The 24,713-nt window shown below is 66.5% G+C and carries 20 protein-coding genes and 1 pseudogene; 2 read left to right on the top strand and 19 right to left on the bottom strand.

Annotation, left to right across the window (positions count from 1 at the left end; all coding sequences use genetic code 11):
* Nucleotides 1–346 precede the first annotated feature (346 nt).
* The 6 genes and pseudogenes from DFQ59_RS20605 to nifJ form a co-directional block, all read right to left on the bottom strand.
* Nucleotides 347–814, bottom strand: a pseudogene (locus tag DFQ59_RS20605) (cytochrome-c peroxidase); the annotation flags it as partial.
* A gap of 178 nt (nt 815–992) precedes the next feature.
* Nucleotides 993–1,412 carry a bacteriohemerythrin gene (locus DFQ59_RS03030; protein WP_114278170.1) on the bottom strand — a complete coding sequence of 140 codons (420 nt, stop codon included), beginning with the start codon at nt 1,410–1,412 and terminating at the stop codon, nt 993–995.
* A gap of 201 nt (nt 1,413–1,613) precedes the next feature.
* Nucleotides 1,614–3,239: a thiamine pyrophosphate-dependent enzyme gene (locus DFQ59_RS03025; RefSeq protein WP_114278169.1), complete on the bottom strand. Its 1,626-nt coding sequence runs from the start codon at nt 3,237–3,239 to the stop codon at nt 1,614–1,616.
* A gap of 47 nt (nt 3,240–3,286) precedes the next feature.
* On the bottom strand, nt 3,287–5,320 hold the full coding sequence (locus DFQ59_RS03020; RefSeq protein ID WP_114278168.1) for a 2-oxoacid:acceptor oxidoreductase family protein: 2,034 nt from the start codon (nt 5,318–5,320) through the stop codon (nt 3,287–3,289).
* Between the two features lie 562 nt (nt 5,321–5,882).
* Nucleotides 5,883–6,899: a dihydroorotate dehydrogenase-like protein gene (locus DFQ59_RS03015; protein ID WP_114278167.1), complete on the bottom strand. Its 1,017-nt coding sequence runs from the start codon at nt 6,897–6,899 to the stop codon at nt 5,883–5,885.
* 54 nt (nt 6,900–6,953) lie between these two features.
* The gene (nifJ, locus tag DFQ59_RS03010) at nt 6,954–10,568 is read right to left on the bottom strand and encodes a pyruvate:ferredoxin (flavodoxin) oxidoreductase (protein ID WP_114278166.1); all 3,615 of its coding nucleotides are present in this window, start codon (nt 10,566–10,568) and stop codon (nt 6,954–6,956) included.
* Nucleotides 10,569–11,072: 504 nt separating this feature from the next.
* On the opposite strand from nifJ, the gene pckA reads away from it, so the two are divergent.
* A complete protein-coding gene (pckA, locus tag DFQ59_RS03005) occupies nt 11,073–12,665 on the top strand; it encodes a phosphoenolpyruvate carboxykinase (ATP) (protein ID WP_114278165.1) in 1,593 nt (530 codons plus the stop codon).
* 276 nt (nt 12,666–12,941) lie between these two features.
* Here pckA and DFQ59_RS03000 read toward each other — a convergent pair whose 3' ends face one another.
* The 9 genes from DFQ59_RS03000 to DFQ59_RS02960 form a co-directional block, all read right to left on the bottom strand.
* On the bottom strand, nt 12,942–13,427 hold the full coding sequence (locus DFQ59_RS03000; RefSeq protein ID WP_114278486.1) for a nitrous oxide reductase accessory protein NosL: 486 nt from the start codon (nt 13,425–13,427) through the stop codon (nt 12,942–12,944).
* A gap of 331 nt (nt 13,428–13,758) precedes the next feature.
* Nucleotides 13,759–14,379, bottom strand: a complete 621-nt coding sequence (locus DFQ59_RS02995) for a nitrous oxide reductase accessory protein NosL (RefSeq protein WP_114278164.1) — start codon at nt 14,377–14,379, stop codon at nt 13,759–13,761.
* A gap of 193 nt (nt 14,380–14,572) precedes the next feature.
* Complete coding sequence (locus DFQ59_RS02990) at nt 14,573–15,262, bottom strand: sulfite exporter TauE/SafE family protein (RefSeq protein ID WP_114278163.1); 690 nt, start codon at nt 15,260–15,262, stop codon at nt 14,573–14,575.
* 87 nt (nt 15,263–15,349) lie between these two features.
* Nucleotides 15,350–15,874 (bottom strand): TlpA family protein disulfide reductase, encoded by a 525-nt coding sequence (locus DFQ59_RS02985; RefSeq protein WP_170142006.1) that lies wholly within the window; start codon nt 15,872–15,874, stop codon nt 15,350–15,352.
* A 32-nt stretch (nt 15,875–15,906) separates the two neighbouring features.
* Complete coding sequence (locus DFQ59_RS02980) at nt 15,907–16,914, bottom strand: hypothetical protein (protein WP_114278161.1); 1,008 nt, start codon at nt 16,912–16,914, stop codon at nt 15,907–15,909.
* A 3-nt stretch (nt 16,915–16,917) separates the two neighbouring features.
* Entirely contained in the window at nt 16,918–17,592 is a 675-nt protein-coding gene (locus tag DFQ59_RS02975; protein WP_114278160.1) for an ABC transporter ATP-binding protein, read from the bottom strand.
* 20 nt (nt 17,593–17,612) lie between these two features.
* Nucleotides 17,613–18,746: an ABC transporter permease gene (locus DFQ59_RS02970; protein ID WP_114278159.1), complete on the bottom strand. Its 1,134-nt coding sequence runs from the start codon at nt 18,744–18,746 to the stop codon at nt 17,613–17,615.
* Nucleotides 18,743–19,036 carry a hypothetical protein gene (locus DFQ59_RS02965; RefSeq protein WP_114278158.1) on the bottom strand — a complete coding sequence of 98 codons (294 nt, stop codon included), beginning with the start codon at nt 19,034–19,036 and terminating at the stop codon, nt 18,743–18,745. Before DFQ59_RS02965 ends, DFQ59_RS02970 begins: the two co-directional genes overlap by 4 nt.
* A 404-nt stretch (nt 19,037–19,440) precedes the next feature.
* Nucleotides 19,441–20,142, bottom strand: a complete 702-nt coding sequence (locus DFQ59_RS02960) for a sulfite exporter TauE/SafE family protein (protein ID WP_114278157.1) — start codon at nt 20,140–20,142, stop codon at nt 19,441–19,443.
* 145 nt (nt 20,143–20,287) lie between these two features.
* On the opposite strand from DFQ59_RS02960, the gene DFQ59_RS19425 reads away from it, so the two are divergent.
* A complete protein-coding gene (locus DFQ59_RS19425) occupies nt 20,288–20,521 on the top strand; it encodes a hypothetical protein (protein ID WP_147275155.1) in 234 nt (77 codons plus the stop codon).
* Here DFQ59_RS19425 and DFQ59_RS02955 read toward each other — a convergent pair.
* The 4 genes from DFQ59_RS02955 to DFQ59_RS02945 form a co-directional block, all read right to left on the bottom strand.
* Nucleotides 20,499–21,191, bottom strand: a complete 693-nt coding sequence (locus DFQ59_RS02955; protein ID WP_245937152.1) for a sulfite exporter TauE/SafE family protein — start codon at nt 21,189–21,191, stop codon at nt 20,499–20,501. The two genes, DFQ59_RS19425 and DFQ59_RS02955, sit on opposite strands and share 23 nt — an antisense overlap.
* Nucleotides 21,192–21,198: 7 nt before the next feature.
* A complete protein-coding gene (locus DFQ59_RS02950; RefSeq protein WP_211314758.1) occupies nt 21,199–23,649 on the bottom strand; it encodes a heavy metal translocating P-type ATPase in 2,451 nt (816 codons plus the stop codon).
* Complete coding sequence (locus DFQ59_RS20005; protein WP_211314757.1) at nt 23,646–24,311, bottom strand: hypothetical protein; 666 nt, start codon at nt 24,309–24,311, stop codon at nt 23,646–23,648. Before DFQ59_RS20005 ends, DFQ59_RS02950 begins: the two co-directional genes overlap by 4 nt.
* 115 nt (nt 24,312–24,426) lie before the next feature.
* Nucleotides 24,427–24,678, bottom strand: coding sequence for a hypothetical protein (locus DFQ59_RS02945; protein WP_211314756.1), 252 nt, complete (start codon nt 24,676–24,678; stop codon nt 24,427–24,429).
* Nucleotides 24,679–24,713: the final 35 nt, after the last annotated feature.

Below are 24,713 nucleotides of genomic sequence, written 5' to 3'. Positions count from 1 at the left end.
CGGCGATGTCCGCGGCCTCCGCGTCGGTCAGCTCGCGGTTGTGCTGCAGGCGCGCCATCACCTTCACCGCCCCGGTGAGCGAATCCACCGCGCCGTCGTGGAAGTAGGGCCCGGTCAGGGCCACGTTGCGCAGCGGCGCCACCTTGAAGGCGAAGCGGTCCTCCTCCTTCCCGGTGATTGCGAACCGCCCGGTGTCCTCCTGGTTCGGGTAGGGCGCGTACTGGCCCAGGTTGGCGAACAGGCCGCCGCCCACCAGCGGGCCGTCGTGGCAGGAGACGCAGTTCAGCCCCACGAACAGTTTCAGCCCCCGCAGCTCCGGCTCGCCGAGTGCGCCGTCGTCGCCGCCAAGAAAGTCGTCGAAGCGATCCCGGGTGACGAGGGTGCGCTCGAAGGCGGCGATGGCCTCGCCCAGGTTGGCGAAGGTCAGGGGTTCGGGCGCATCGGGAAAGGCCGCTGCGAAGGCCTCGGGATAGCCCGGCAGCGTCCGCAGCTTGTCCACCACCGCCGCCGCGTCCGGCATGCCCATCTCGACGGGATTGAGGATCGGCTGGCCGGCCTGCGCGGCCAGGTCGGCCGCGCGACCGTCCCAGAACTGGGCGATCTGCCAGCCGGCGTTGAGCACCGTCGGCGTGTTGCGGGTGCCGAACTCCCCGCGGGCGCCGGGGGAGGTGGTCAGGTTGTCCACACCGGCCGCCCCGTCGAGGCGGTGGCAGCTGCTGCAGGACTGGGTGTCGTTGACCGACAGTCGCGGCTCGTGGAACAGCCGGCGCCCCAGCTCGATGCGGACGGGCGTGTCGTTCTCCGCGCCCGGCATGGCCGCCGGCAGCGGCTCGATGTAGCGCAGCGCCTTGCGCCGCAGCCGCCCGGGATCCTCGGCGGCCAGCGACTGGGCCACCACCACCACCGCCAGCAGCGCCGCTGTCGCGGCGCCGAGGGTACTGACTCTCATGGTCGCCTCCACGGATCCGGGCGGTCCGCCCACGGGGCCGGGTTCAGAACGTGTCGGCCCGGCGCTCGCGGCTGTGGATGATGAAGCCCGCGGTCACCATGTCCATGGTCCGCAGGTGGGCGAGCAGCCATTCCGGCAGCACCCGGGTGACGTAGTCCGCCACGAAGTCCCGGTCGCCGGCATCCAGCCGCTCGATGACGCTGCCCAGCTCGGCCAGCACCCGCTGGTGCTCGGCGGCGTGCACGGAGTGGGCGGGAAAGTCGCACTCCTCCATCAGCGCCTCCTCGTGGCCGAAGTGGATCCGGCAATGCTCGGCGAACGCCGCCAGCGCCGCGCGCAGCCGGGCGCTGTCGCCCCCGGCGAGCTCGCCGAGGGCGTTGATCTCCGCCACCGCCGCCTCGTGTTCCTCGTCCATGATCTCCACGCCGAAGCGCATGGCTTCGGACCAGGTCAGCTGTGTCATCCTCCCCCCCACTGCCCCACCGGGCACCGTCAACTACCACTCTGGGGGGATCTTGCACGTACCTCCTTGGAGGTACATGACCTGGGTCAAGGCGGCCTCCGGCTGGAGAAGAGACCGGTTCGGCCCGCGCCGGGACGCGGAGCGCGCAACGGAAACGGGCGGCCCGCGGGCCGCCCGTTTCCGTCACGGTGAAAGTGCTGCTCAGTCCTCGAGATCGAGGTTTTTGATACCCGCCAGTTCCTGCAGCTGCCACCAGTTCTCCAGCCGGTCCGCCTGGGAGCGCAGCAGCGACTCGGAGGGGTTGCCCTCGCGATCGAAGTGCTTGGCGAAACGGGCCTCGGTGCGGGCCCAGTCGACGAAGGTGGTGGTGCGCTCGACACCGTCCCGGCCCTTCTTCTCCGCCCAGTTGCGGTTCATGGACGGATTGCCCTGCAGGGTCAGGCGCTGCTTCAGCGTGCGGCCCTTGGTGGGGTCGTAGATGAACAGCGGGAAGGCGCGCGACTCCACCGCCATGCGGGCCTGGTCGTAGGAGCGGTCGTCGGCCACGCCGTGTTCCGGCTGGCAGGTGGTGTAGACGTTGACCACCGCCGGGCCGTCGAAGTCCAGCGCGCCCAGCACCGACTTGTAGAAGTGCCCGGACATGGCGCCCACCGTCTGCGCCACGTAGACATGGGGGTGCATCATGGCGATCTGCCCGATCTCCTTGCGCCGCTCGGTCTTGCCCATCACCACCTTGCCGTGGGCGGACATCTTCGCCTCCTGGCCGATGAAGGTGGCGGTGGAGGTCTGGCCGCCGGTGTTGGAGTAGACCTGGGTGTCGAGGATCAGCACCTTGATGTTCATCCCCGAGGTGAGCAGGCGCGACAGGGCCTGGAAGCCGATGTCGAGCATGGCGCCGTCGCCGCCCACCACCCACAGCTGGCGATCCTTGTGGCCCTGGGCGTCCCAGAAGGCGCGGATGCCCATGGCCACCGTGGGCGAGTTCTCGAACAGGGAGTTGGTCCACGGCACCAGGAAGGGATTGTAGGGGTAGGTGGCGCCGAACACCGTGTTGCAGCCGGTGGAGGCGACGATACCGAAGTTCTCCCCCACCCGCTCGCTGGTGGCGGCCAGCGTCTGCCGGATCACCGAGGCCTCGCCGCAGCCCATGCAGGAGCCGCCGCCGCCCAGGTAGAGGATGGCGTCGTCCCTGAGCATGATGTCCACCACCACCTTCGGGTTGATGTACGCCTTCGGGGTGGAGGGCAGCTGCTGGTAGAAGTTCCACAGGTCGAAGTAGCGCGGCAGGTTCTCGCCGGTCTTCTTCACCATTTTAAGGGCGTCGTGGTCGCCGCACACCGGCACGCACTCGCCGCAGCCCTTGCACTTGGTGGGGTCGATGGCGATGGTGAACAGCCCGCCGGCGGGCGCGTCCGCGTCCTTGGCGCGCTTCTTCTCGAAGGCGTCGAAGTACTTCGTGGTCTGCACGTACTGGGCGCGTAGCAGCTCGCGCTCGGCCGCGTCGCTCACCCCGGCCAGCTCCTGCTCCAGGGTCCCGGGGGGGACCACCTTGCCGAAGATGGCGGAGTCCGGGCAGTTCTGCACGCACTCCATGCAGCCCACGCAGTTGGCCGGGATCAGCTCCGGCAGGTCGGGCGCGATGTAGCTGAAGTCGCGGGTCGCGCCGGTGCCGGCCGGCACGATGCTCTGGGCCACGAACGGGTCGGCGGCGAGCCCGGAGCCGCTGCCGCTGTTGTAGGCGTCGAGCACCTCGCGGGCACGCTTGCCGTCGTACCAGGTGGGCACGGAGACCCGGCGGCGGTCGATGAAGTTCCTGTACTCGGTCATGATTCTCTACCCCTCGGATTGGTTCGGCTGTGTCGCTCGGCGTGGCATCAGATGAAGAAGGCGTTGACGTCCTTGCCCTTCTTCTCCCACTCCGCGCGGCCCCGCTCGCGCTCCTCCGCGGGGGTCGCCTCCATCACCGCCCGGGGCACTTCCATGACCCGGCCGTAGCCCTGCTTCACGGCGTTCAGGTTGTCGTCGACCACCTTCCGGCCGCGCTTGCCGAAGTACTTCTCCAGCGGCTCGCGCACCCTGGCGAAGAGCTCCTCGTCGCTCATGCCCGCCGCGTCCTTGAACGGGGTGATGCGCAGGAACGCGCCCAGCAGCACCACGCCCTGGAAGCGCTGGATCAGGGAGGCGTCCGACTGGCACGCCTCGCGGGCGATGGCGATGGTGTCCACCCCGTAGAAGCGGATGCCGTGCTCGAGCATGAAGTACTTGGCCCAGGCCGGGATGCTGGCCCACAGCGCCTCCGGGGTTCCGGCATCGGTGTGCTGGAACACCGCGCCGCCGGCCTGCAGTCCCACCAGGGGGTTGCCCATGTTCCAGGTGTTGGGGTCCATGAGCGGCACGAACTCCACCTGCTGGAGCTCACTGTGGGTCATGATCTTCCCGCCCGTGGTGGTGGTCAGGTAGGTGTTGGTGGGCAGCCCCTTCTTCTCCGAGCCGTACTTGGGCGCGGCCTGCACCGGGAAGCCGAAGATGTCGCCCAGCATGGTGGCGATGACCTTGTTGGTGGTCACCGAGCCGTAGCCGCCCACGGAGTGGCCGCGGATGGAGAAGGAGCCCTCCGGGCGCACGTCGGGCTCCGACTCCACGGCCAGCGCCGTGGAGTGGTCGATGCCCAGCGTGAAGTAGCGCTTGCCGCCGGCCACCATGTTCCTCGCCACCGCCACCATGTGGCCGGCGGTGACGTCGCGGCTGCCGAGGCCCCCGGTGCCGCTGTGGACCATGGGGATGCGGTCGATCTCCGGGTAGCCCTCCACCCCCATCATGGCCTTGGCGAAGGCCGCCTCGAGCTCGGCGGTGAGCGGATTGTCCACCTGCAGGGGCATGTCGCAGCGCTCGATGACCGAGATGGCCCTGACCTTCTTCAGCACCTCCACCAGCCGCGCGCCGGGGAAGGGACGGAAGCTGGTGAGGTTCACCGCGCCCACCCGGATGCCCAGGGTGCGGATGTGGTCCACCGCGGCCATGGCGGTCTCGGCGGTGGAGCCCATGGCCATGATGGCGTACTCGGCATCCTCCATCCGGTAGGCCTCCACCGGCTCGTAGCGGCGCCCCGTGAGCCGGTGGTACTCGTCCATCGCCTCCTGCAGCTTCCCCGGCACCTGGTCGTAGAAGACGCGCTGGGCGATACGGCCGGCCATGTAGCTGTCCTGGTTCTGCACCACCCCGATCTGCAACGGATGCTCGGGGTCGAAGAGCTTGCGGATCTTCTCCCGCGGATCCCCCAGGTAGTCCCTGATGAGGTCGTCCTCGGGGGCGAGGAAGTTCTCGATGGTGTGGCTGGTGAGGAAGCCGTCCTGGGAGACGATGAACGGGGTCATCGTCTCCTCGGCGACGCGCCGGGCGATGAGGCTCAGATCGGCGGCGTCCTGGACGTTCTTGGCGAACAGGATGCCCCAGCCGGTGTCGGCCACGCCCATCACGTCGTCGTGGCCCGCGTGGACGTTGAGCGACTGGGAGGTGATGGCGCGGGAGGCCACGTGCAGCACCATGGGCAGATGCTTGCCGGCGGAGGTGTAGAGCACCTCCTTCATCAGGATCAGGCCCTGGGCGGAGGTGAAGTTGGTCACCCGGCCGCCGGCCAGGGCGTAGCCCTCGGCCGCGGAGGCGGAGGAGTGCTCCGATTCCAGCTCCAGCCAGCCGATGGGCTGGCCCCAGAGGTTGGTCCAGCCGTTGGCGTGGGCCTGCTGGTAGCCGACCCCCATCTGGGTGGAAGGGGTGATGGGATAGGCGGCGGCGGCTTCGGTGGCGCGGATCTCGACATGCACCACGGCGGCCGTGCCGTCACCGGTGGTGGGAATCCCCGGGTAGGGAAACTCCGCCAGCTGCTCGGCCAGGTTGCTGGTCGCATTCATTGCTTGCTCTCCCCTGATAGGACGTATCAGCTTCTGATTGGCGCACTACGCAGCCAAGGACGCGCGGCCGGGCTCCGGGGGTAGGTGGCTGGAGCCTCGGCTGCCGCGCGGCTGGGGGGGATTACCCGCCGACTGCCCGTCCGCGCCGGGCGGATTCTGTCCGGGGCGGACCGCTGGCGACCGGCCCGGAACCGCCCCCTTGTGGAGGGCCTGTGCCCGGTCGGCCTCTGTCGCAGCGCAACATGTTATAAACCCAATCTATCATGTGGATTTATTGCGTCGCAACAAAAGTGTCATAGATATGTTGCATGTGCGCATTAATTTTGCACATGACACTGACGGGATTGGCGATTGTCCGCCCCACCCCCTCAGGGAGCGACTGGAGGGGCGGGATTTGCCGGGCACTGCGCCGGGCGGGAAACGTCCGCTATCAGGCCGGGGGCGGTTCGGAAAGAGGGGGTCGGGGTCGGATGACGCCGGGCGCCATATCGCGACCCGGGCGGAAGCGGCCGACGCCCGCCCCGCGGTAGCAGCCGGAGGCGGGGCGGGACCGGCCGACCGATCAGAGATGCCAGGACTTCAGCGCCCGGTGGTAGCCGTGCAGGGTTTCGAGGTAGCCGGTACGCTCGTAGGCGCTGGGGTCCGGGGCGTTGCGCTGACACAGGCTGCCCTTCATCTGGGCCACCGAGTGGTAATCGTGATCCTCCAGCCACAGGGAGAGGCCACGGCGCAGCAGGGCCAGGTGCTCGGGGCCGTTCTGCAGCAGGGCGCTGGCCAGGTGGGTCACATCGGCACCGGCCAGGAGCACCTTGACCACGTCTTCGGTGGTGTGGATGCCGCCGGTGGCCGCCAGGGAGAGACCCACCTGGCCCCGCAGGATGGCGATCCAGCGCATCGTCAGCAGGGCGTCGCCGGAGCGGGAGAGCTGCGGCACCGGGTTGACCTGCAGTGTCTCCAGGTCGATATCCGGCTGGTAGAAGCGGTTGAACAGGGCCACCCCGTCGGCACCGGCCAGCTCCAGGCGCCGCACCATGTGGGCCACGGAGCTGAACTGGGGCGAGATCTTCATGGTGATGGGGATGCGCACGGCGCCCTTCAGGGCGGTGAGCAGATCCACGTAGCGCGCCTCCACCTCCGCCCCGCTCTCCTCCGGGTCGGCCGCCACATGATAGACGTTGAGCTCCAGGGCATCGGCCCCGGCGGACTCGAGATCCCGCCCGTGATCCACCCAGCCGCTCATGGAGACGCCGTTGAGGCTGGCGATGACGGGTATCTCCAGCGCCTCCTTCAGGCGCGCGATCTGCTCCAGGTAGTCGTCCAGGGTGGTGTGGTAGTCGCCGGGCACCGGCCGGAAGCTGGTCGCCTCGGCATGGCCGATGTCCTGGTGGTGGAGGAAATGGGCCAGCTCCGCGTCCTCCGCCGCCACGGCCTCCTCGAACAGGGAGTACATGACCAGGGCGGCGGCCCCCGCATCCTCCAGCCGCCGGGCCATGTCCAGGCTGCGCGACAGGGGCGAGGCGGAGGGCACCAGCGGATTGGCCAGCTCCAGGCCGAGGTAGGTGGTTCTCAGATCGGGCATCGTTTCCCCCTCAAGACAAAATATTCACCACGAAGGCACGAAGAGCACGAAGCTTCATTGCTCCCGGTTCTCCCCGCCGGATGCGCCTCCCTCCTCTTCCTCCTCCACGCTCAGGCCCGCGAGCTGCTGGTAGCGGTGGTAGCGGGTCGTGATCTCGTGCTGGGCCTGGGCCAGCAGCCGGTCGGCCGCCTCCGGGTGCATGCGCTTGAGCATGCTGAAGCGGGTCTCGGTGGAGACGAACTCGGTATACGGGATGTCCGGCGGCTTGGAGTCGAGCTGCAGCGGGTTCTTGCCCGCCTCCAGGTTCGCCGGGTTGAAGCGCAGCAGCGGCCAGTGGCCGGAGCGCACCGCGAGATCCTGCTGGCGCAGGTTGTGGGCCAGATCGACGCCGTGGGCGATGCAGGGGCTGTAGGCGATGATGAGCGAGGGGCCGTCGTGGGCCTCCGCCTCGAGGAACGCCTTCAGGGTCTGGATGTCCTTGGCGCCGTAGGCCACGTGGGCCACGTAGACATTCTCGTAGGCCATCGCCAGCAGGGAGAGATCCTTCTTCGCCGTGGGCTTGCCGCCGGCGGAGAACTTGGCCACGGCGGCACGCGGGGTCGCCTTGGAGGTCTGGCCGCCGGTATTGGAGTAGACCTCGGTGTCCAGGACCAGGAGATTGACGTTCTTGCCCGTGGCGAGAACGTGGTCCAGGCCGCCGAAACCGATGTCGTAGGCCCAGCCGTCGCCGCCGACGATCCAGACGCTCTTCTTCACCAGCGCGTCGGCCACCGCCTCCAGGTCCCGGGCCTCCGCCCCCTCCACCCGGGTCAGCCGCTCGCGCAGATCGGCCACCCGCCCGCGCTGGGCGAGGATGCCCGCCTCGTCGGACTGGTCCGCGGTGAGCAGGGCCTCCACCAGCTCCGGCCCGATGCCCTCGGCCAGCCGCTCCAGCAGTTCGCGGGCGTACTCGTTCTGCTTGTCGATGGCGAGCCGGAAGCCGAGGCCGAACTCGGCGTTGTCCTCGAACAGGGAGTTGGACCAGGCCGGGCCGCGCCCGTCCTGGTTGGTGGTCCAGGGCGTGGTCGGCAGGTTGCCGCCGTAGATGGAGGAGCAGCCGGTGGCATTGGCCACCAGCATGCGGTCACCGAACAGCTGGGTGGCGAGCTTGAGGTAGGGTGTCTCGCCGCAGCCCACGCAGGCGCTGGAGAACTCGAACAGGCTCTCGCCCAGCATCGCCCCCTTCAGCGTGCTCCAGCGGATGCTGGTGCGGTCGAACTCGGGCAGGGTGGTGAAGAACGCCCAGTTCTCCCGCTCCTGCTCCCGCAGCGGGGGCTGGGGCGCCATGTTGAGCGCCTTGTGGCTGACGTTGCTCTTGTCGTGGGCCGGGCAGATCTCCACGCACAGCCCGCAGCCGGTGCAGTCCTCCGGGGCCACCTGGTAGGTGATGTGGGAGCCCTCGGGGAACTCCTTGCCCTTCACCGGCACGTGCTTGAAGGTGGGCGGCGCCGTGTCGGCCAGTCCGGCCGGGAAGACCTGGCTGCGGATGGCCGCGTGGGGGCAGACCAGCGGGCACTTGCCGCAGTGGATGCAGAGCGCCTCGTCCCAGACCGGGATCTCCAGGGCCAGGTTGCGCTTCTCCAGCCGGGCGGTCCCCACCGGCCAGGTGCCGTCGGGGGGAAACAGGCTCACCGGGATGTGATCGCCGTAACCGGCGATGAGGGGACCGGTGACCTTGCGGATGAACTCCGGGGCGTCGTCGGGCACCGGCGGGCGCTGCTCGATGCGGCTGCTCACCGTGCCGGGCACCGGCACCTCGTGGAGGTTGGCCAGGGTGGCGTCAATGGCGTGGAAGTTCTGCTCCACGATGCGCTTGCCGCGCTTGCCGTAGGTCTCCTCCACCGCGTGCTTGATGCGCTCGATGGCCTCCTCCCGCGGCAGGATGCCGGAGATGGCGAAGAAGCAGGTCTGCATGATGGTGTTGATGCGCCGCCCCATGCCGGTCTCCTGGGCGACCCGGTAGGCGTCGATGGTGCAGAAACGCAGCTTCTTCTCGATCATCTGCTGCTGCATGCGCCGCGGCAGGCTGTCCCAGACCTGGTCCGGTGACTCGGCGGCGTTGAGCAGGAACACCGCGCCCTCCGCGGCCTTGTCCAGCATCTCGTAGCGCTCCAGGAAGACCGGCTGGTGGCAGGCCACGAACCCGGCCTCGCCCTCGCCCACCAGGTAGGGGGAGCGGATGGGCCGCGGGCCGAAGCGCAGGTGGGAGACGGTGACCGCGCCGGCCTTCTTGGAGTCGTAGACGAAATAGCCCTGGGTGTGGAGATCGGTCTGCTCGCCGATGATCTTGATGCTGTTCTTGTTGGCGCTGACGGTGCCGTCGGAGCCGAGCCCGTAGAAGACCGCGCTCACCACCCCCTCCATGGCGTCGGTGCGGAACAGCGGATCCCACTCCACGCTGGTGAAGGTGACATCGTCGATGATGCCGACGGTGAAGGGATTCCTGAGCTTGCCCTGCTTGAGACCGTCGAAGACCGCCTTGACCATGCCCGGCGTGAACTCCTTGGAGGAGAGCCCGTAGCGGCCGCCCCAGAGCCGCGGCAGCCCCTTGAAGTGCCCGCCTCCGCCGGCCGCGTGGCCGAGGATGGCGGTGGCCGCGTCCTTGTACAGGGGTTCCCCGTCGGCGCCGGGCTCCTTGGTCCGGTCCAGCACCGCGATGCGCAGCACCGAGCGGGGCAGCGCCTCGATGAACCGGGTGCTGGCGAAGGGGCGGAACAGGCGCACCTTGAGTACGCCCACCTTCTCGCCCCGTGCCACCAGGTGGTTGACCGTCTCCTCCACCGTCTCGGCGCCGGAGCCCATGATGACGATGACCCGCTCGGCGTCGGGCGCGCCGGCGTAGTCGTACAGCCGGTAGTGGCGCCCCGTGAGGGCGCCGAGCCGGTCCATGACCGCCTGCACCGTGTCCGGCACCTGGTCGTAGAAGGGATTGACGCTCTCGCGGGCCTGGAAGTAGGCATCCGGATTCTGGGAGGTGCCGCGCACCACCGGGTGCTCGGGATTGAGCGCCCGGGCACGGTGGGCATGGATGAACTCCTCCCGGATCATCGCCCGGACCGCGTCGTGGTCGATGAGCGACACCTTGGACACCTCGTGAGAGGTGCGGAACCCGTCGAAGAAGTGCAGGAACGGCACCCGGCTCTCCAACGTGGCCGCCTGGGCCACCAGCGCCATGTCGTGGGCCTCCTGCACCGAGTTGGAGGCCAGCAGGGCGAAGCCCGTGGCCCGGGTGGCCATCACGTCGCTGTGATCGGCGAAGATGGACAGCGCCTGGCAGGCCAGGGATCGGGCCGCCACGTGAATCACCATCGGCGTCAGCTCGCCCGCCACCTTGTACATGGTGGGGATCATCAGCAGCAGGCCCTGGGAGGCGGTGAAGGTGGTGGTCAGCGCCCCGGCCTGGGCCACGCCGTGGATGGCGGCCGCCGCTCCCCCCTCGCTCTGCATCTCCACGATGTGGGGGACCGTGCCCCAGAGGTTTTTCCGGCCGTCGGCCGACCATTCGTCGGCCAGCTCGCCCATGGGCGAGGCGGGGGTGATGGGATAGATGGCGATGACTTCGTTGGTAAGGTGGGCGATGGTGGTGGTCGCCTCGTTTCCATCGATGGTGACCATGCGCTGCTCCGACATGGGGCTCCCCTTGTGCTGGTTTTCCGGACGATCCTCCACGCTGCCGGGCCGAACCGGCTCGATGTCCCCGCGGCAGCAACATAAGCATAGACGAGTGCCGGCGGGCTGCCTGCCGGGAGTACGGAACGAATGCCGAATCCACTCGCCGACGCCCCCCGGAGGCACGGACATAACGTGAACCTCCCGTTCACGGTAGATTCCCGGCGTCCCCTTGTCCTTGCCGAATATCAGAAAAATGATCATTCGCCGGAGGCCGCCGTTGGCCCGCCGGCACGGAATCGTACTAGTGTACTGCGCCACTCCTGGAGGTGCTTTCAGAGCCCCCCGAAAGCACCAGGACAAGGCGCAGTGCGCAGGCAATGGTTGTTTCCCTTGTCAAGCGCTGCAACGCGGTCCTGGTGCTTTCGGAGGGCTCCCTGCGGGCGCGCGGCTGAATGTGCCTCCAAGAGTGGTGCAGTACACTAAGATAGATATCGACGCCGCACCCCCCACAGGAGCCTGACCATGGACACCCTCTCGCCCGCAACCCTGGCCCCATTCCCCCTCGAACTCCTGCCCGGCGCGCGGATCGATCTGCCCACCGTCCAGCTGGTGGAGGAGGCGCTGCGGCGCAAGGAGGGCGTGCTGGCGGCAAACGGGGCGCTGACGGTGAGCACGGGGCGGCGCACCGGCCGCTCGCCGAAGGACCGGTTCCTGGTCCGGGACGCCAGCACCGAGGGCTCGGTGGAGTGGGGGGCCATCAACCAGCCCATCGAGCCGGAGCGGTTCGAGGCGCTGTGGGATCGGGCCCTGGACTACCTGGCGGAGGGCAGACCCTACGTCTCCCGGCTCTGCGTCGGTGCCGATCCGGACATGCGGATCGGGGTGACCGCGATAACCGAGCTGGCCTGGCACAACCTGTTCGTGCGTCAGCTGTTCGTGCGCCCGGACCCGGGGATGGTCTGCGCCACGCCGCAGTGGACGCTGCTCAATGCGACCGGCCTCGGCACCGACCCGGCGCGCGACGGCGTCAACGGCGACGGGGCGGTGCTCATCGACATCACCGGACACCGGGTCCTGCTGTGCGGCATGCATTACGCCGGCGAGATGAAGAAGGCCATGTTCACCATCATGAACTTTCTCCTGCCGGCCCAGGGAGCCCTGCCCATGCACTGTGCCGCCAACGAGGGCGACGATGGCGATACGGCCCTGTTCTTCGGCCTGTCGGGAACCGGCAAGACCACCCTGTCCGCCGACCCCGACCGGTTTCTCATCGGCGACGACGAGCACGGCTGGAACGACCGCGGCGTCTTCAACTTCGAGGGCGGCTGCTACGCCAAGTGCATCGACCTGAGCCCCGAGCGCGAGCCGGTCATCTGGGGGGCGCTGCGCTTCGGTGCGGTGATGGAGAACGTGGTCCTGGACCCGGCCAGCCGCGAACCGCGCTTCGAGGACGCCTCCCTCACCGAGAACACCCGCGCGGCCTACCCGCGCGAGCACATCCCCATGCACGTGCCCCACAATCGCGGCGGCCATCCCCACGCCATCCTGTTCCTGACCTGCGACCTCTACGGCGTGCTGCCGCCGGTGTCGATCCTGGACCGGCACCAGGCCGCCTACCACTTCCTCAGCGGCTACACGGCGCTGGTGGGCTCCACCGAGGTGGGCAGCGGCGATCATATCCGCCCCACCTTCAGCACCTGCTTCGGCGCCCCCTTCTTCCCGCGCCCCGCCCATGTCTACGCCAACCTGCTGATGGAACGGATGCAGCGCCATGGCAGCCGCGTCTACCTGGTGAACACCGGCTGGACCGGCGGCTCCCACGGTGGCGGCGGCCGCCGCTTCGATCTGCCCACCACCCGCGCCCTGGTGCACGCCATCGTCAAGGGCCGCCTGGAGGGCGCGCGGACCACGCGCATCCCGGGCCTCAACCTGGACATCCCCGAGCACGTCCCCGGCGTTCCCGACGAAGTGCTGGACCCGCGCCGCACCTGGCGCGATCCCGGCGCCTACGAGCAGGCCGCCCGCGAGCTCATCGGACGCTTCCAGGAGAACTTCGGACGCTTCCAGGTGGACGAGGCCATCCGCGCCGCGGGGCCGCGGCTGGAAGGGGAGTGATTCACAACGAAGACACGATGAAAAGCAAAAGGCGGATCAACCGCAGATTAACGTTGATTTTCGTTGATTGTTACCGTTTGTTCCGTTGCCAGCCGGTACTGCAGGAACTCGCGCCGAGAAGCGTGCGCTTCCACGCATCGCGCTTGGAAGGTGTCTCGTCTTAGCGTAAGGCCAACCTGCTTTGTATACTCAAATCAGCGTCAATCAACGTTAATCTGCGGTCGAATGGCTTTTCTCTTCGTGTCCTTCGTGCCTTCGTGGTGAAGAACGCAGTGACTAGAACCGACCGGCGTCGAGGTTCTCGAGCAGTTCGGGGGTCACTTCGTCGAAGCGCAGGATGCGCTTGCCCGCGTGGTCGGCGAGGAACTCCTCGGCCTCCTCCCGGGTGGCATGGGGAACGAGTTCGTGGCCCATGGGGCCGAGGGTGTCGGAGCCGATGACATACCACGCCGCGCGGGCATCGATTTGTTCCACGTAGTAGTAGTCGGTCACCGCGATGGTCTGGATATCCTCGGCGCGGTGGCCCGGCGCCCACTTGGGCATGTCCAGCAGGTACTTGAAGAGGTCCTTGGCGCCGTCGAAGTGGTGGGCATGGCCGTCCTTGTAGAGCACGGTGGCCACCCACTCCGGGTAGAGCGCCACGAACATCCCGCACACCGGGCAGGTATCCTTCTCGCCCGGCGCCGGCACCGTCACCGTCTCCGCCCGCGCCGCACCCAGCACCAGCAGCGCCGCCAGTCCGGCGGCCCACAGCCTGTTCATGATCACCTCGCTCATTGTTCACCACGAAGGCACGAAGGAAGAAAAACCTGATCATCCGCAGATTACGCAGATTGCACAGATGGGTTTTTCGATGCCGGGATTGCCCGTCGACAATCCCGGCCATAGCAGGCAGGTCTCTGGCGCATCTCATACTTCGGGGCGGCCTGATTCTGCCACCCCGCCAGCATGAACGACATATGAAAATCTGCGTAATCTGCGTAATCTGCGGATAAAAAGTCTTTGCGCTTTTCTTCGTGTCCTTTGTGCCTTCGTGGTGAAAAAAACCGATGCACGGCGCCGCGGGGTTCCCCGCGGCGCCATGGCACCGACATCAGCCCTTCATCTTTTCCATCATCTTCTTGCGCATCTCGGCCCGCTTCTTGCGAATCATCATCGTGTCCTCGGCCATGCTCAGGTAGGCGGCCTTGAGGGCGGCGTTGAAATCGCCGATCTCGCCGCCGTTCTCGGCCTGGGCGGCCTTGGCCGCGTCGGCGGAGGCGAAGGCCACCTTGCTGATCTTGGTCATGGTGCCCTTGAGCTTGGAGCCGACCAGGTAGGTGGCCTCGTCCACGTTCACCAGCGGCTTGGGCTCGGCGGCGGCGCCGAAATCGGCCGCGTAGATGGCCTTCGGGCCGCGATCGAGATTGATGGCCAGGCTGATGGCCGCGCAGTGCAGGGAGCAGGTGCCGTCCACGAGATCATCCGCGTAGTGCACCAGGTGGCGGCTGTGGTGCCACTGGGTCCGATCCATGCCGCAGTAGGGGCACTTGGGATACTTGGCCAGCTCGTTTTCCAGCGGGGTCGGATCCGGCGCGGTCTTCGGGACGAACTGCATCGGCGTGCCGTCGTGCTCTCCCGCGACCGCCCCGCCGATATGGGTGAAAGCGGCGCCGGCAAGGCTGCCGGCGGCAAGGGCCTTGAGGGCCTGTCTGCGGTTCAGTTTGATGCTCATGGCGTTACTCCTAGGTTCAGTGTGTGGGGCCAGGTCCAGTGTCGATTCTTTATTCAAGGGAACACCAGCAATTCGCATACCAATCCACCCATCCGGAGCCACAACACTTAGTCACCAATTATCATATAGTTATAGAGATTCAGCAGTTCCATGGAGGGGACTCCGCCGTGACTGTTGCGGCATATCACCCACACTAGCCCGCCAGCCCGCGCATGATGTCGTAGAACACGACGCCCTCGTAAAGCGTCCAGACACCGAGGGCCACAACTGCCACACCGGCCAGGCGCTCGAACACCCCCCGGGCCTTGGCACCGATGGCGGCCCCGGTAACGGTCACGAGCACCATGGTGGGCACGGTGCCCAGACCGAATGAGAGCATCAGCAGGCCGGCCTGGAGGGGGTCCGCCGTGGCCATGGCCTTGACGGCCACCGAGAACACCAGGCTGCAGGGAACAAAGCCGTTGACTATGCCGGCCAGCCCGGGGGCCAGGGTCCGGCTGCGCTGGAACTTGCGGTGGAAGCGAACGGTCGCCACCGCCGGGGCTCCCGTCTGGCAGTCCTTCTGCCGCCCCCACGGCAAAATACCCAGAACGCCGAGGCCGAAGAGGATCACCACGATCCCAGCCACGATCATCAGGATGCCCTGGCCCTTGCCCACCGTGCCGGACTGGACCAGAACCTGGCCGAACAATGCGCCAAGCGTACCGAGCCCCGTGTAGACCAGGATGCGCATGGCGTGATAGGCCACGTGGGGCGCCACTTTGTGCTGCCAACCGTGGCGGACGAAAAACCCGGCCGCGATCCCGCTGCACATGCCCAGGCAGTGGAACGCCCCGAATACACCGGTGGCGAAGGCGAGCAGATAGTTGAATTCAGTGCCCATCAGTCGGCTTCCCCGCGCACCGGCGCCATCATGCGCACCAGACGGCGGGCACGGCACGCCAGGGGGCGGTTCGGTGCAGCCATCCACTCACTTGGGCGTCTCCGCCAGCAGTTCGTTGACGATGCCCGTGAAAACATCCGGGGTCGATTCACCCAGGATCTTTGCCCGCAACACCCCTTCCCTGTCGACGAAGAAGGTGGTGGGCAGACCCATGACACCGTAAGCACGGGCAACGGCACCCTCCTCGTCGAGCAATACCCCGTAAGAGATGCCGAGATCACGGATGAACCGCTCCGCCGTATCGGCATCCTGGCGTACATTCACGGCGAGCATGGTCAGGCCACGGTCCTTCAGTTCCTGGTAGACCGGCTCCAGGTCCGACATCTCCTCTTCGCAGAAGGGGCACCAGTCGGCCCAGAAGCGGATGGCCACCACCTGCCCGGCGAACCCACCCGGAAAATCGGCTCTGCCCCCCTCCAGGCGCGGCAGGCTGAAACCGGGCGCTGGCTGGCCGTTCTGCAGTTGGGGCTGCGACGAGCCGCAGCCCGCCAATACCAGCAACAGCGTCAGAAGGAGTCCGTATCCCAACGTCTTCAATTTGATCTGCTCCATCGAGAGTTCTCGCACATGGGTCGTGGGGCGCGTCACCACCATACCCCCTGCATGGTCAGGTTGGATGTCACCACAGCATAGGTGGCAACGACATAGAACAGGGTGAACCCCAACAGCGCCAGCCAGGTGAAGCGGCGGATATCCACAGCAGCGGCCTGGACGAGGCTCGGAATCCTGCGCCAGGGCGCAAGAACCCCCACGCCCAGTGCCAGCACCGTGGCGGCGAAGAGCGGGATGTAGAGGTAGTAACCCACGAAATCATGGCCTGACTTGAGGATGCAGAACGGACAGTGATGGTGGGGATGCTCGTAGATGTAGAGCGCCACGTAGGAAACGATGGCCACCAGCGCCACCACGAACGCCAGCAGGCCGCTGCCCGCGAACAGCAGTGCGGCACCGCGGCGCCGCAGGGTGGCAAGACCGCTCAACAGGGCCAGTCCACCGCTGGCATAGAGCGCTATCACCGCGGTGCGCGGCTGCAGGCTCGAGACCTCCGCCGCCACGCCTTCCGACTCGGGCGTGAAGAGGGAACCACAGCAGGAGGTGATCACGTCCGGATCCAGGCCGAGGAAGTAGGCGGTCTGGACCACCGCCTCGGCGATCACCAGGGGCACGATGGCCAACAGCAGGGCATATTTGATCCGCACCAGGGGATAGTCGTAGCCCTGGTTGTCGAGCCGGTTGAGGATCAACCAGGCGCCACCGGCGAAAAACACGGCGATCTTCAGAAACAGGGTGGGCCAGCCCCAGGGGTCGACGTTCAGCACGCCGGTGGCGCACATGGCGCCCACGAACTGGGTGGACATGGCCTCGGCATTGTAGACAAACAGCAGCAGGGAGACCAACTCGGCCACGAAGGCATAGGAAAGGATGGTGGAGATGAGGTAGGTCCGCCGCTCGAGGTTGAGCTGCAGCTCGCTGCCGCTGTGGATGTCCCAGTGGCGCATCACCTGGATGGCGAATCCGGCGGCCAGCAGCAACAGCAGTGCAACCACCACCGATACGCCGATGAGTGCCATGATTGCCGGATTGAGCAGCATCTGTCACGCCTCCGCGAGAATCCCGTCACGCATCTCCACCACCGTATCGATCTCGGCGTATTCGAACACGACCGGATCGTGGCTGGTGACAATCACGGTTTTCCCCTGTTGCTTCAGATCCCTGATGATGACCATGAACTCCCGCGACAGGCGCGTATCCAGGTTGGCCGTCGGCTCATCGGCGATGAGTATCTCCGGGTCGTTGATGAGCGCCCGGCAGATCGCGGTGCGCTGCGCCTCTCCACCCGACAGCCACTCCACCTTGGAGTCGGCCTTGGGATCCATGTTGAACTGCCTGAGCAGTTTCAGGGCCGTCTCCCGGAGCTGCCGGTGATCCAGCCCCAGGGGGTAGGCCGGCAACATCACGTTCTCCAGCACCGTCAGCCCCTTCACCAGGTTGAACTGCTGGAAGATGAAGCCGAAGGTCTTGCGGCGTATTTCGGTCAGGAATCGCTCCGGCAGCCCGGAGAGAATCCGTGAACGCAGCAGAATCCGGCCGGACGTGGGGCGCGACAGGCAGCCGATCATCGACAGCAGGGTCGTCTTACCGGACCCGCTCGGTCCCTTGAGGACGGTGATGCGGTTGGCATCCATCTTCAGGCTGACGCCACGGATGGCCCAGAACTCGTTGGGCCGACCCTGGTTGAACGCCTTTTTCACATCGTCGAGTTCAATCATGCCGGGGGACTCTTAAGCTCTCAGCGCATCACGGCATCGGGATCGGTGATGGACGCCCGCCAGATGGGAATAATGGTGGCCACGGTGTAGGGAAAGACGGTGAAGAAGAACAGCGTCGCCACCTGCAACCCATCCACGAAAGGCACCGGATTGAATGACGGGTAGAGGACCGCCCACCCCTTCAACACCGGCTCGAACAGCGCCGCCTGGCCGTAGAAAACGTGGAGATAGGCCAGTATGAATCCGAGCAGGAACGCGGTCAGGGAGACGATGCTCCCCTCCCAGAATTTCATCCGGATGACATCGCTGGTCTCCCAGCCGATGGCCTTCAGTATTCCGATCTCCCGCTTCTCTTCCGCGCTCAGCCCCGATGCCTTGTCCCAGGCGAAGATGACGAAGGCGAGAATGCTCCCCCCCAGGAGCACGAAGACAATGCCCTGGCGCCAGCTGAAGATGGAGTCGTAGGTGCGGAGAATCTCCTCCCGCAGAATGGGCCGCGCGTCGGGCAGCAGGACGGTCAGCTTCTCGGCCACCTTGCGCACTTCGCTTGGATTGCGCACCTGCAGCACGATATCGGTGAACCGGTCGGCGGGAATCCCGAAGAAGTCACGGTAGGTCCCCTCCGACACCAGGAGCAGGTCGGCGTTCACCAGTTCCGAGTCCGCATCCAGGATATCCACCACCCGGAAGGAAAAGGCGCGGCCGCCGCTGGAACGGAAGGTCAGGAAATCACCCACGTCCACGCCCCGGGTGCGGGCGATTCCGGCCCCGATGACCACCTCCTGCCGGCCCAGTTCACGGTCCCGCGGCACCATCAGCGTGTAATTGGCCTGGACAGCGGGATCGTAGAAATAGCCCCACAGGCGACCGGCCTTACGGGTGACCCCGCGAATCCGTCCGATGCGATCCAGATACTCCGCGGGCATCAGGTCATGGCGCCCGGCCACCAGGCGCTGCAGGATGACCTCCGGCGAGGACTCCAGGATGATGCCGGCCTCGCGGCGCAACGAGTGGGTGAAGAGCATCACCGAGGCGAGGAGAAAGACGATCAGGGTGTAGACCAGCAGCAGACCGAGGTTCTTGGCCAGCCGGCGTTTCAACGAAGAGAGCGTGAAGTCGATGAGATACTTCTGCCGCAGGATGAGCGTTTTCATGGCATCCGGAGATGGCTGGGCGGCAGGACCAGGGAGCCGCTGGGAAAATGGTCGAAGGAGTTCGGGTGATCCTGGAATGCCGTGTGCCTATCCGACTGGCTGAGATGGCGGGTGTAGCGCGCCTCCGTGAAGAGGCTGAGATCGGTCAGTTCGAGCCGGCGCACCAGCACCGCACGCGCCTCCAGTGCCGGCTCCGCCAGCCGGACGCGCACTGCCGAGTCAACGAAGGTCAGCACCAGCAGTGCCAGGCACACCGCGATGAAAATGAACAACCGGTCTGAGAGCCGCATATGGAATTCTCGCCTGCACTACCGGCGGGCCGCACCAACTGGAGCGAAACCCGGGGATTTCGATTCACGAATAGCCATAATCATACCGGCCCGGTGGGGTCGCATTGATCAATCTCAAGCGAATTTAAAAAAACAGGGGCCGGAGAAGATTATTGTCATTTTTGTACATTATTGCGTGGATTGACGCTTTGCGCGGCGGCGAAAATAACACATAAATAACGCGGAAACCGGCGCGGGACAGTCTGCGAATCACGGTGGTATTTTCATCTGATTACCGGATTGCGTGAAATCACACAGTAGATATATTTTTGAGTCAAATAACGCACCCTTCCGCGCCGCGGTCCGGGATTGAAACAACAACCCGATGGCCTGCCGATCTGAATCGGCGTCTTCGTTTCCGCTCTTCAGAAAACAAGGCCGCGCATGATGTTGAAATAGGTCGCCCCCTGCAGCACCGTTCCGACGCCCATAACAATAACCACCACGGCCGCTCCCTTCACCAGCACACCGCGCATGCGCTGTCCAAGGAGTCCGAACGCCAGGCTCACGAACAGCATGGATGGCAGGGTGCCCGCACCGAATGCCAGCATCAGCAGTCCCCCTTCCAGCGGCGAGGGGGCCGCTGTCGCCTTCACCGCCAGGGCAAAGGTGAGCGGACAGGGCATGAACCCGTTGATGACGCCGCCCAGGGCCGCGCCCTGGATCGGCCCGCGGCGGGTGGCGGCCGCAAATGCCTGGCGTAGATATTGCATTGGTAAAAAGGAGACGGAGATGCGCCACGGTGCCATCCCCAGGATATCCAGGCCGATCAGCACCACGAACAGGCCGATGGCGATCTGCAGCACCCCCTGGGCGGCACCCATGACGCCGGTGGACACCAGGGCCATGCCCAGGCTGGCCGCTGCGATGCCAACCAGGGTATAGATGCTGATGCGGGCGAGATGGTAGGCCAGGTAGGGAAGCGGCCCCCGGGAGGCATCGCCACCGAACTTCATGAAAAAGCCGGAGACCAGCGCCCCGCACATACCGATGCAGTGGGCGCTGCCGAGGAGCCCGGCGATGAAGGCAAGGGACAGACTGATTGGCTGGCCCACCACGTCAAGCATGTCGGCTCCTCAAGTTGGCGGAACGCATTGCCGCTGAACGGGGCCTCGGCACGCGGCGCAAGCGGAAATTTGGGGCGTGCGCACGACCCGCACTCCGAAACCAGACAGTAGCCTATAACTTCACCAGGTCAAGATGAGGCAAAAGATGCAGAAGCGTGATCGGATTCGCCGTCAGCGCGCCCTGGCAAAAGCCGGCATGTTGGGGGCCCTCGGGGTCGTCGTGTGGACGGGCTACCAGCGGGGTCGCCGGTTCATTCCCTGGCACACGGCCGCGGGCGTGGCGATGATCGGTTTCACGCTCTGGCACATGGGGCTCTACTGCAGCAACGGCAACAACGGCAAAACCCGCCATGAAGTCAAAAGACGAGCCCCCGCATGATGTGAAAATACTTCGCTCCCTGGTAGACGGTCGCCATGCCCATCGCGACGACAACCACTGCCGCCCCCTTCAGCAGCACACCGCGAACACGGGCCCCGAGTCTCCCGAAGGCAACGCTGACGAAGAGCATCGACGGCAGCGTCCCTATCCCGAAGACCAGGAGCATGAGGCCGCCCTGCAGGGGATCACTGGCGGTTGTGGCCTTGATGGCCATGGCAAAGACCAGGGTGCAGGGCATGAATCCGTTGAGCACCCCTCCCAGCAGACTGCCGAACACCGGTCCGCGCCGGCCGGCTTCCATGAACCAGCGCCGGGCCACCCCCAGGGAAAGCCCGCAGAAGGAGAGGTTCAGCCGCACCAGGCCCAGGATATCCAGGCCCAGGAGAATGACCGCTAGTCCGGCGACGATCTGGAGAACTCCCTGCGTCGCCCCCATGGCGCCGGTGGAGACGAGCGCCGCGCCGAGCAGGGCCGCGAGCACACCGACGAGCGTGTAGACCCCGATTCGGGCGGCATGGTAGACGAGGTAGGGCAGCGGCCCATGGCCTGAACCACCGAACTTCAGGAAGAAGGCGGAAACCAGGGCGCCGCACATGCCCACGCAGTGACCACTGCCCAGCAACCCCGTCATCAGGGCCAGCGTATAGTCGATCTGGCTGCCTGCATCCACGCGCGCGTCAGCGATCCCGTTGCAGCCGGAGGGAGTTGGTGACCACCGATATGGAACTCATGGCCATGGCGGCGGAAGCGATCATGGGGTTGAGCCGACCCGCCATGGCCACGGGAATGGCCACCGTGTTGTAGCCCAGCGCCCAGAAGAGGTTCTCACGGATGATGGTCATGGTCCGTCGGCTCAGCCGGATGCCGTCGGCGACCTTGGTGATATCGGCGCTGACCAGGGTGATGTGGGAGGCCTCGATGGCGATATCGGTGCCGGTCCCCACGGCGAAGCCCACGTCCGCGGCGGCCAGTGCCGGCGCATCGTTGATCCCGTCCCCGATCATCCCCACCAGTTCGCCTCGCTCGTGCAGTTCGCGGATAATCTCGAGCTTGCGCTCCGGCGTCGCGTGGGCCACCACCGCGTCGATGCCCACCTGCCGGGCGACGAATTCCGCCGCCTCCCGGGTATCGCCGGTCGCCATCAGGGTCTTGATCCCCATGCCGTGGAGGCGCTCGATGGCCTCGCGGGCATTCGCCCGCGGTGTATCGGCGATGCCGAACAGGGCCGCCAGCCTCCCGTCCACCGCCACGTAGACCACCGTCTTGCCTTCGCGGGCGAGCGCGGTCGCACGGGTCTCCTCCGACTCGATCTCTACCTCCGCGCGCTGCAGCAGCGCCGCGTTGCCGACCACCAGCCGCCGTTTTTTCACCCGCCCCGTGACACCGAGCCCCGTCTCGCTGCTGAACTCCTCGGCCTCCGGGTAGCGGATGCCCAGCGCCTCCACATAGTCCAGGATGGCCCGGCCAAGGAAGTGCTCGGAACTGTGCTCCACGGCGGAGACCAACCCCAGCAGGGTCTCGTCCGCGAGGCGCGAGAAGTTGAGGAAATCGGTGACCGCGGGCTGGCCGCGGGTGATGGTGCCGGTCTTGTCGAACACCAGCGTCGTGAGCCGGGAGGCGGTCTCGAGGCTCTCGCCGTTGCGGATGAAGATGCCGCGCCGGGCGGCGTTGCCGGTCCCCACCATGATGGCCGTGGGCGTCGCCAGCCCGAAGGCGCAGGGACAGGCGATGAGCAGCACCGAGATCCCATTGACCAAGGCCGGCGTGAAGCGCCGCGTGACAGCCAGCCAGCCGGCAAAGGTCAGCCCCGCGACTCCCATCACCGCCGGCACGAAGACCGAGGAGATGCGATCCGCCAGCTTCTGGATGGGCAACTTCCCCGACTGCGCTTCCTCAACCATCCGCACGATGCCCGCCAGCACTGTATCGGTGCCGACCGCCGTCGCTCGCATCCTGAAGGTGCCGGCCCGGTTGATGCAGCCGCCCACCACCCGGTCGCCCGGGTTCTTTACTACCGGCAGGCTCTCGCCAGTCACCATCGACTCGTCCACGCTCGAGGCGCCGGAGACCAGCTCGCCGTCGGTGGGCACCCGCTCCCCCGGCCGCACCAGGAGGATGTCGCCCACCTGCACCGCGTCGATCTCCACCACCACCTCGTGGCCGTCGCGGATGACGGTGGCCTTGGGCGGCTGCAGGTCGATGAGCTTGCGGATCGCCTCGCTCGCCTTGCCCTTGGCCTTCTCCTCGAGGTAGCGGCCGAGCAGTACGAAGCTGATGATGCCGGCGGCCGCCTCGAAATAGAGATGACGCCTGCCGAGGAGCAGGGCAGGCACGCTGTAGGCGTAGGCCGAACCGGCGCCCAGCGCGATGAGGGTGTCCATGTTCGCGGCCCGCTGCCGAGCCAGGAGCAGGGCCTTGGTATAGAAGGGCCGGCCGGCCCAGAACACCACCGGAGTGGTCAGCAGGAACTCGGTGAACTTCAGTGCGAAACTGCGCGGCATGGCCATCCCGATGACCATCACCGGCAGCGTCAGCAGCCCCGCGATCCAGATCCGCCGCTTCGCGGCCTCCAGCCGCTTCCCTTCACGCTCGACGATCAGGCGCCGCTGGGTGAGGGTATCCATGGGACGCGCCTGGTAACCGAGCCGGTTGACGATGGCATAGACATCATCCCGGCCGAGACGGCCCCGCACCACGGCCGTCTCCGAACCGAAATTGACGGCGGCCTGCTCCACCCGCGGATCGCGTTTCAGGGCCAGTTCGATGAGCAGCGCGCAGGAGGCGCAGGTCATTCCCTCCACCGCCACCGAGGACTGCGTTGACGGGCAGGCAGCCTCTGGCCGGGGGGCGGCCCCGGTCGGTCCGGCACCCGCCTGGCCGAGCCGCGGGATGACCGCGTCCAGCTGTGCCAGAAGCCGCTCCCGCGACTGCTGCCGGGGATCGAAATGGATGGTGATCGAACCGAGGGCGGGGACGGAGGTGACCCGCCGGATCGCCGGCCACTTCCGCAGCAGGATCTCCAGGACGTAGACCCGCTCCGCATCCCTGCGCAACGCCGGCACGACGATCCGCACCCGGCGGCGCAGCGCATGGACCACCCGGAAGTTGGCCTGGATCGCCTGGCTCACTTGGCCGCCCCCGCCTTGGCTCCCCCCGCCTTGCGGTAGCGGACCAGGAGGAAGACGAGGTAGAAGGCACTCAACAGTTGATAACGATACTGGAGCGGGTGGCGCAGCCACTGCTTGGTGATCTGGTCCCAGTGGAGCTTGATCAGGTAGAAGGAGAGCAGATCGTTGAGGAAGTTGATGACCAGCTTCTCCGTGCTCATGGGGGCGCTGCCGGAGGTCTTCAGCTTCGATGAGGCGACGTTGCCGAGGACAGTCACCGTCGCCTTGGCGCGCCGGTATCTTTCGCGCACCCGATCGACCCATGGATGATCAAGGAGGCGTCCTTTCCAGCCTTTCACTGCCCCTCCGGCCGGCGCTCCGGCCTCCTCCTTCCGGGACTTCCTCCTGCGCCGCACCCGTCCCGATGCCAGTTCGGAGATCACCGCATCCAGGTGCAGGATCACATCCCGTTCGCTGCAGATGGTATCCAGATAGCGGATGGACAGCTTCCGGTAACGGGGATAGACGAAGACCCGGTAGACCCCCTCGAGCTCTCCCACCCTCTCCCTCAGCAGGCGGGGCAGGGCGTCGGTACACAGGTCCTCGGGCAGGGAGAAGCGCAGGTGGCCCGCTGCCCGATAGCGCAGGAGCACCAGGTCGCCGAGTTGCTGTCGAGTGTTCATTGCGGCAGGCCCACAGTCAATGCATCCCGGCACGCCGGGTTCAGATCGATCGCCATCCCTTCATGCCGGGAAGCGAGTCCGGCACACAGGCACAACCCCTAGCACCACACCGGGATCACTCCCCCTGGCCGTTGCCGCCACCCTGTTCCTCGGCTGCCTCGCGCGCCTCTGCCGCGATGTCCGAGAGTGACTCTTTCTGCTGCAGAACGAAGTCCTTGCCCATTTCGCTGGCATTCATCACCGCGGCGGCGATTTCCTTGCGGTACTTGTAGCCCAGGTACCCGGCTGCAGCCCCGATGGCCAGGGCCACCCATGGATTGCCGAATACGGTTCTCAAAAGCCCTCTGCCTGCTGCTGTAGTCGCCATAGCTGCTCCTGCGCCAAGACCGTGAGTTGCCATTT

It is taken from the genome of Thioalbus denitrificans, assembly GCF_003337735.1.
Classification (GTDB): Bacteria; Pseudomonadota; Gammaproteobacteria; order DSM-26407; family DSM-26407; genus Thioalbus; species Thioalbus denitrificans.
The sequence above is the reverse complement of the archived record's forward strand: the minus strand, read 5'-3'. Positions and strand labels throughout refer to the sequence as shown.